Annotated in this window: 2 protein-coding genes; both read right to left on the bottom strand. The window is 61.7% G+C overall.

Features of this window, described 5'->3' with window-relative positions; genetic code table 11:
- Positions 1–1,400: catalase (locus tag P0D89_RS52470; protein ID WP_408371011.1), on the bottom strand; the 1,400-nt coding region annotated here is incomplete at its 3' end.
- A gap of 46 nt (positions 1,401–1,446) precedes the next feature.
- Positions 1,447–2,082: HD domain-containing protein (locus P0D89_RS52465; protein WP_408371013.1), on the bottom strand; the 636-nt coding region annotated here is incomplete at its 5' end.

The raw sequence follows: 2,082 nt of genomic DNA, 5'->3' as shown, positions 1-2,082 counted from the left end.
TACGCCGGATCCGCCATCGTGCAGTGTTCGATATGCAAGTGCTGGACCGGCTTCGATACGCCGTTCAGCGCCCGCGCCGTGTTATCGAACAGCGTCTGCTGCTGTTGCGCCGTCATCAGGCGGAACAACGCGCCTGGCTGCGAGTAATAGTCGTCGTCGACACGATGGTTCCAGTGATCCGCCGAACCGTCAATCGACAGAGGCGGTTCGCGGAAGTCAGGTTGCTCCTGCCACTCGCCGCGCGTGTTCGGCTCATAGGGCGTGGCGCCGCCCGCATTGGCATTGACGCGCATCAGACCGTCGCGATGGTAGCTGTGCACGTACTTCGCCCCACGCGGCGCATTCACCGGAATCTGGTGGTAGTTGACACTCAGGCGATAGCGTTGCGCATCGCCATACGAGAACAGCCGGCCCTGCAACATCTTGTCGGGCGAGAAGCTGATGCCCGGCACCACGTTGGCAGGGGCAAAGGCGGCCTGCTCGACGTCGGCGAAATGATTGTCTGCATTGCGGTTCAGCTCGATCACGCCGACTTCGATCAGCGGGTAGTCGCGCTTCGGCCAGACCTTCGTCAGATCGAACGGATTGACCGGATAGCTGCCGGCTTCCTTCTCCGGCATGATCTGCACCGACAGGGTCCAGCGCGGAAATTCCTGGCGTTCAATCGCTTCGTACAGGTCGCGATGATGCGTCTCGCGATCACGGCCGACGAGTGCTTCCGCCTGCGCATCCGTCAGGTTTTCGATACCCTGTTGCGAGCGGAAATGGAACTTCACCCAGAAGCGCTCGTGAGCGGCATTGATGAAGCTGAAGGTATGGCTGCCGAACCCGTGCATGTGGCGGAACGTCTTCGGAATGCCGCGCTCGCTCATGACGATCGTGACCTGATGCAACGCTTCCGGGAGTTGCGTCCAGAAGTCCCAGTTGCTCTCCGCGCTGCGCAAGCCCGTGCGCGGATCGCGCTTGATCGCGTGGTTCAGGTCGGGGAACTTCAGCGGATCGCGCAGGAAAAACACCGGTGTGTTGTTGCCGACCAGATCCCAGTTACCTTCCTCGGTGTAGAACTTCAACGCGAAGCCGCGGATGTCGCGCTCGGCGTCGGCCGCGCCGCGTTCACCCGCCACGGTGGAAAAGCGCGCGAACATTTCAGTCTTCTTGCCGACTTCGGAAAAGATCGCGGCACGCGTGTATTTCGTAATGTCATGGGTGACGGTGAAGGTGCCGAAGGCGCCCGAGCCCTTCGCGTGCATGCGACGCTCAGGAATCACTTCACGGTCGAAGTGGGCCAGTTTCTCGAGGAACCAGACGTCCTCGAGCAATGCAGGGCCACGTGGACCGGCGGTCCGGATGTTCTGGTTGTCGACGACGGGTGCGCCGAAAACGGTAGTCAGCTTTTTCATGAAAGATCCTCTATCTGCGTAACAGGGTGGCGGGGGTGGGGGTCATTCAATCGCCCTGCGCCACCGCATCGGTGCTGCAACCGCAGCCCGCATGGTGTGCGTGACCGGCGCTGTCGTCCCATGCGGAACCCAGGATGATCTGGCAGAAGTTCAGGCGCTTGTACGACGGATCGCGAAGCGCGAGCACGTCGGCCTTGACGTTGCCGAAGGTCGTCTCCGGCTTCCTGATCGTTCCCTGCGCGAAGGCGTCGATGATGCCGTTCTTGAACGTCTCCTCACGCGGATGCGCCGCCACCACCTGAATCCGTTGTTCGTCGCTGAACTCGTGGTAGGCCATGCCGAGCACGTCCATCTCGACCCCGGCGGTGACCAGCGCGACCACCGGCTTCAGATGTTCAGGCACGCCCGGCGTGGTATGCAGCGCAATCGACAGCCACACCTGTTCGATGTCGTAGTCGTTCATGCCGTGCTGCGTCATGAAATCACGCGCGGCGTTGGCGCCGTCCACTTCGAAACGGTAGCCCTCGCTGCTATACGCGGGCATCAGGCCCATGTCGTGGAACATGGCGCCCAGGTACAACAGTTCCGCGTCGTATTTCAGACCCTTGCGTTCTCCGCTCAGGGCCCCGAACAGGAAGACCCGCCGCGAGTGGTTGTACAGCAGGTCGGTTTCGGTATCGCG

This window comes from Paraburkholderia sp. RL18-085-BIA-A (genome assembly GCF_046027075.1).
Taxonomy (GTDB): Bacteria; Pseudomonadota; Gammaproteobacteria; order Burkholderiales; family Burkholderiaceae; genus Paraburkholderia.
The sequence above is the reverse complement of the archived record's forward strand: the minus strand, read 5'-3'. Positions and strand labels throughout refer to the sequence as shown.